Below are 5,628 nucleotides of genomic sequence, written 5' to 3'. Positions count from 1 at the left end.
CCCCACCTCCGACCACCCCGCCGCCCACCACGCCGCCGCCCACCACTCCGCCGCCGGGCGCCACGACCTGCCGGGTGCAGTACTCGGCCGACTCGTGGAACAACGGTCTCGTCGGCACGGTGACCGTCACCAACAACACCCCGAACCCGGTCAACGGCTGGACGTTGCAGTGGACCTGGCCGAACGGCCAGCAGGTCACCAGCGCGTGGAACGCCACGGTGACCCAGAGCGGCAGCCAGGCGACCGCGCGCAACGTCGCCTGGAACGCCACGATCCCCGGTAACCAGAGCGTCAGCTTCGGCTTCCAGGCCACCCACAACGGCACCAACAACCCACCCACCGGCTTCACCCTCAACGGGCTCGGCTGCCAGTGAGCGACGCCGGCCGACGAGCCGGGCCCCGGTCGCACCACGACACGGGCGCGGCGACGTCGACCGGTGCCGGCACCCGGATCTGATCGACACCTGACGGCGACCCGGCCGTCACCGAGTACGCGGCCCGGTGCCGCGGGCGCGCCACCTGCGCCCGTGGCACCGGGCCCGCTCGTTGTGCTCGTGCACACCCGCCGCACGCCGCGTCCCGGAGCGGACGCCGCCCGACCAGGCGACCAGAGCATATTTACTGCTGTCACTTGAGCGTGTTATCGATAACATGCTAACTTCCGGTCGAGGGGTGCAGGGCACGCTCCTTCGAGGTCATCGACCCGGCCGGCAGGGCACGCCGGCCGATCGCGGCACCCGCCGGTGACCTGTCCGGGCCCGCCGACAAGGCGCAGCGCGCCGGCCGTCCGAGCCGCCCCGACCGCAGGTGGCACCGGATCCCATGCACCACGGCCGGGCCACCGCGCCCGCACGAACTCCACCGATCGCCCCAGCACCCGACGGGCCGAGCCTTGGCCGCCCCCGGGTGTGGTCGCCGCTCGTCCCGTGTCGGCCGAGAGGCGTACCGACCACCACCACGAGAGGTCTGTCATGAATCACAGATCCACCGACGACAGGGGCCCGACGATCCGGCCGCGCGCCCTGCTCTTCTCCATCGTGGCGGGCACCGCGCTGCTCGCCTCGACCATGCTCGTCGCTCCGGCCGCCAACGCCGCCGCCAGCACACTCGGCGCGGCGGCGGCCCAGAGTGGGCGCTATTTCGGCGCCGCCACCAACTCGTTCATGCTCAACGGTCAACACGTGACGATCCTCAACCGCGAGTTCAACTCCATCGTGGCCGAGAACGAGATGAAGTGGGACGCCACCGAACCCCAGCAGAACGGCTTCAACTTCACCGGCGGCGACCGGCTCGTCGCACACGCCCGGGCCAACGGCATGTCGGTACGCGGGCACGCCCTGGTCTGGCACGCCCAGCAGCCGGGCTGGGCACAGAACCTCTCCGGCACCGCGCTGCGCAACGCCATGACCAACCACATCACCCGGGTCGCCGGCCACTTCCGGGGCCAGATCCACTCCTGGGACGTGGTGAACGAGGCGTTCGCCGACGGCGGTGGCGGCGGTCGGCGTGACTCCAACCTCCAGCGCACCGGCAACGACTGGATCGAGGTCGCGTTCCGGACCGCGCGCACCGCCGACCCGAGCGCCAAGCTCTGCTACAACGACTACAACACCGACGGGGTCAACGCGAAGTCGACCGGCATCTACAACATGGTGCGCGACTTCAAGGCCCGTGGGGTGCCGATCGACTGCGTGGGCTTCCAGTCCCACCTGGGCACCACGCTCTCCAGCGACTACCAGGCCAACCTGCAACGCTTCGCCGACCTCGGCGTGGACGTGCAGATCACCGAGTTGGACGTCGCCCAGGGGTCCAACCAGGCGAGCATCTACGAACGGGTCACCCGCGCCTGCCTGGCGGTGGCCCGGTGCACCGGCATCACCGTGTGGGGCGTACGCGACAACGACTCGTGGCGGCGCAACGAGAACCCGCTGCTCTTCGACGCGAACGGCAACAAGAAGCCGGCGTACCAGTCGGTGCTCAACGCGCTGAACAGCGTCAGCGGGCCGAACCCGACCACCCCGCCGCCCACCACCACCCCGCCCCCGTCGACCGGTGGCGGATGCACCGCATCGGTGTCGCTGAACTCGTGGAACGGCGGCTTCGTGGCCACCGTCAAGGTCACCGCCGGCAACTCCGCGATCCGTGGCTGGAGCGTACGGGTCGCGCTGCCCGGCGGCACCGCGGTCACCGGCACCTGGAACACCCAGGCCAGCGGCAGCAGCGGCACGGTGAACTTCGCCAACGTCGGCTACAACGGCCAGGTCGGTGCCGGCGGCAGCACCGAATTCGGCTTCCAGGGCACCGGAACGGGTCCGTCCGGTACCCCCACCTGCACGGCGAGCTGACCACCCACCGGCAGCGGGTCCGGTCCGGCATGGCCGGGCCGGACCCTGCCTGCCGCACGGGTGCACGCCGGACCGCCTCAGCGGACCGGTGGCCGCCCCACGCTCTGCCGGGAGACCAGGGTCGGTGCGACCGTCTCGCGCAGCGCGCCCCCGCTGGCCGACTCGATCTGGGTCAGCAGCATCTCCAGGCTGGCCCGGGCCACCGCGTCGAAATCCGGCCGCACGGTGGTCAGCGGCGGGATGAAGTAGGCCGCCTCGGGCACGTCGTCGAAGCCGACCACGCTGATGTCGTCCGGCACCCGGCGACCGTGCTCGTGCAACGCCCGCAGCACCCCGAGCGCGAGGTGGTCGTTGGCGGTGAAGACGGCGGTGACGTCGGGCATCCGGGCCAACATCTGCCCGCAGCGGTAACCGGCGGCGGCGGACCAGTCCGCCGGCACCAGCGGTGGGATCTCCGCCCCGGCCGCGAGCAGGGCCTCCCGCCAGCCCTCGATCCGGCCCGCGCTGTCGAACCAGTCGGACGGACCGGAGACGTGCCACACCGTACGGTGCCCGGCCTCGAGCAGGTGCTGGGTGGCGGCCCGGGCACCGGCGGCCTGGTCCACCGTCACCAGTGGCATCGGTCGGCGCGGATCCCCGTCGACGGTGACCAGCGGGACGTCCTTCGGCAGCCGCTCCAACGCCTCGCCGGCCGACTCCACCGGCGCGATCACCACGATGCCGGCGACCCGGTGGGCCAGGTGCCGCTCCACCGCCGCCGAGATGGACCGGTGGTCGAGGTCCCGGACGCTGCCCACGCTGACCGCGAAGCCGGACTCGGCGGCGACCTGTTCCAGCGCGGTGAGCAGCGACGCCGGGCCGTAGAGAGTTGTGTTCTGGGCGACCACGCCGATCACCTGCGAACGACCGGTGACCAACGCGCGCGCCGCCCGGTTGGGGCGGTAACCGAGCTCGGCGATGGCGGCCTGGACCCGCAGTCGGGTCTGTTCGCGGACGTTCGGGTGGCCGTTGAGCACTCGTGACACCGTCTGGTGCGAGACACCAGCGAGGCGAGCCACGTCCGTCATCGCAGGATCGCGTACGGCCATCTCAGACTCCCCGCATGTCGGTCGGCGCCGCGACCGGTCGACGCTGACTGGAACGGCTAAGGGTACAAAGATCCCCTCTCGCGGTACCCACACCGGCCCGTGCCGTCCGAGTGGAGAGCGCTCGATCACGCACAGTCTACGTCAGCGCCGATCCCGATCGTTGCCAGGCCGTGGGCCGAGTCCGCGTCGCGCCGAGGGCTCCGGCGTCCGACCCGGTCGACGGCGTACACCGGGATTCCGCATGACGTGCTGTGCCGGGACGCGGGTGGTGCCCGGCCGGTCGCCGGGCACCACCCCCTCGGTCACCGGAGCGCGGTGACCGTCCGTACCGGCGGGCGGCGCGGTCGGAGGTACGCGCCGCACCCGCCCCGAGGGCGCCCTGACATCGAGGTCAGGGCGTCGTCAACTCGAAGCGTCGCACCGTCACCGCACCACCAAGGGCGCTGGTGGCGAAGTTGAAGATGCCGAACCGGTACCCCATGAAGAACGTCCAGTTGTTGTTGAGCGTCAGGGCGTTGCCCAGCGAGACGAAGTTGACCCCGTCGGTGCTGTACGAGAAGCGCGCCTGCCGCCCGGAGCCGGGTCTGATGTCGGCGTTGGCCCGTAGCCAGATCCGGCCGCCGGACACCGCGGCACTGGCGATCTCGCTGCCGGTGCTCGTGGTGCTCCAGTTGCTGCCCATGGTGAGGCCGTTGGTCATCACCACCCGGGTCGCGCCGTTGTCGCGGCGTACACCGATCCAGGCCGAGTTGTCGCGCAGCATGGCCAGGCCGGTGCGGTCCCCGTCGCGCATCGTGGAGTAGTCCAGCTCGACCGTCGCGGTCGAGGTGGGCCCCTGGATACGGTGCGTGACGGTGTTGCGGGCCCGGTAGAGGTCGTTGGTGACGGTGGCGGTCTGCAGGCGCAGTCCGTTGTTCACCGAGAACCGGCTGGTGTCGGGGTTGTGGTTCCACTCCCACTGCACGCCGAGCTGGGTGCCGGCGAACGTGTCCACCCCGGTGAGCGGCTTGACCGGCCGCAGCGGCAACGGGTTGGGGTAGTTCACGCCCCACGCGCCGTTGACCGTCTGCACCTGCGGCCAGCCGTCGGCGGTCCAGGTGATCGGCGCCAGCGTCGGCATCCGGCCGCCCGGGTACGCGTCGGTGAACGCCATGTAGTACCAGGCACCGTTCTGGGTCTGCACCAGCCCACCCTGGTGCGGTACGCCGCCGCCGGAGATCGGCCCCTGCATGTTGAGCAGCACCTGCCGCTGCTCGTACGGGCCGAACGGGCCGTTGGTCGACTTGAGCACGTACTGGCCGTTGGCCGGACGGGTCAGCCAGATGTAGTAGGCGCCGTTGCGCTTGTAGAAGCGGGCCCCCTCCAGCGTGCCGATGCTCGACGGCGTCTGGTAGACCTGCTGGGCCCGTACCTGGGAGCGTCCGTCGGCGGAGAGCTGCGCCACGCTGATCGTGCCGTTGCCGTACGCGACGTACATGGTGTCGTTGTCGTCGATCAGCATGCCGGCGTCGTAGTAGCAGTTGGGGATGGTGGCGTGCCGGCTCCAGGTGCCGTCCACGGCGGAGGCGGTGTAGATGTGGGTCTGGGCGAAGTCGATGCAGCCCGCCCAGTAGTACGTCCGGTTGCTGGGTCGGTAGTTCAGCGTCGAGGCCCAGATCCCGTTCACGTACGCGTGTTGCCCGCTGGGCAGGTCGTACTTGGTGCCGAAGTCCAGCCGGGGCACCGAGTGCCCGGCGAACTCCCAGTTCACCAGGTCGTACGAGCGCAGCACCGGCGCGCCCGGCGAGTAGTGCATGGTCGAGGCGGACATGTAGTAGACGTCGCCGACCCGGATGATGTCGACGTCGGCGAAGTCCTGCCAGACCACCGGGTTGGTGAAGTTGCCGCCGGGGGTGCCCGGGTTGCCGGTGTCGCCGACGCGGACGAGCTGCCACTGCTGGTTGGTGCCGCCCCAGTCGTCGTACTGCACGATGTTGCCGCCGTCGGCGGTGGAGGCGTTCTGCACCTCCATCGCCTTGTTGCTGTTGCGGTTGATCAGGCGGACGTACCCGCCGTCGGAGTCGGCGAGCCGGAACTGCTGGTTGGTGCCGTTGCCGTCGCTCCACTGCACGATGTTCGCGCCGTTGGCGGTGGAGAAGTTGTAGACGTCCAGCACCTTGCCCGAGTGCCGGGACTTCAACCGGTAGTAGCCACCA

General features: G+C 70.5%; 4 protein-coding genes. 2 read left to right on the top strand and 2 right to left on the bottom strand.

Annotated elements, in window-relative coordinates; all coding sequences use genetic code 11:
* Positions 1–374, top strand: a 374-nt coding sequence (locus tag EYA84_RS24820; RefSeq protein WP_201272471.1) for a cellulose binding domain-containing protein, incomplete at its 5' end; no start/stop codon positions are given.
* Between the two features lie 597 nt (positions 375–971).
* Positions 972–2,345 (top strand): endo-1,4-beta-xylanase, encoded by a 1,374-nt coding sequence (locus EYA84_RS24815; RefSeq protein WP_131055841.1) that lies wholly within the window; start codon positions 972–974, stop codon positions 2,343–2,345.
* Between the two features lie 77 nt (positions 2,346–2,422).
* Here the strand turns inward: EYA84_RS24815 and EYA84_RS24810 are convergent, their stop codons facing one another.
* A complete protein-coding gene (locus EYA84_RS24810; RefSeq protein ID WP_176093836.1) occupies positions 2,423–3,412 on the bottom strand; it encodes a LacI family DNA-binding transcriptional regulator in 990 nt (329 codons plus the stop codon).
* Between the two features lie 412 nt (positions 3,413–3,824).
* On the bottom strand, positions 3,825–5,628 hold a 1,804-nt coding region (locus EYA84_RS24805; protein WP_131055837.1), incomplete at its 5' end, for a family 43 glycosylhydrolase.

The sequence above is a fragment of the Verrucosispora sp. SN26_14.1 genome (genome assembly GCF_004307965.1).
Classification (GTDB): domain Bacteria; phylum Actinomycetota; class Actinomycetes; order Mycobacteriales; family Micromonosporaceae; genus Micromonospora.
Note: the sequence above shows the minus strand (reverse complement) of the source record. Positions and strands in the feature narration are given on the sequence as shown.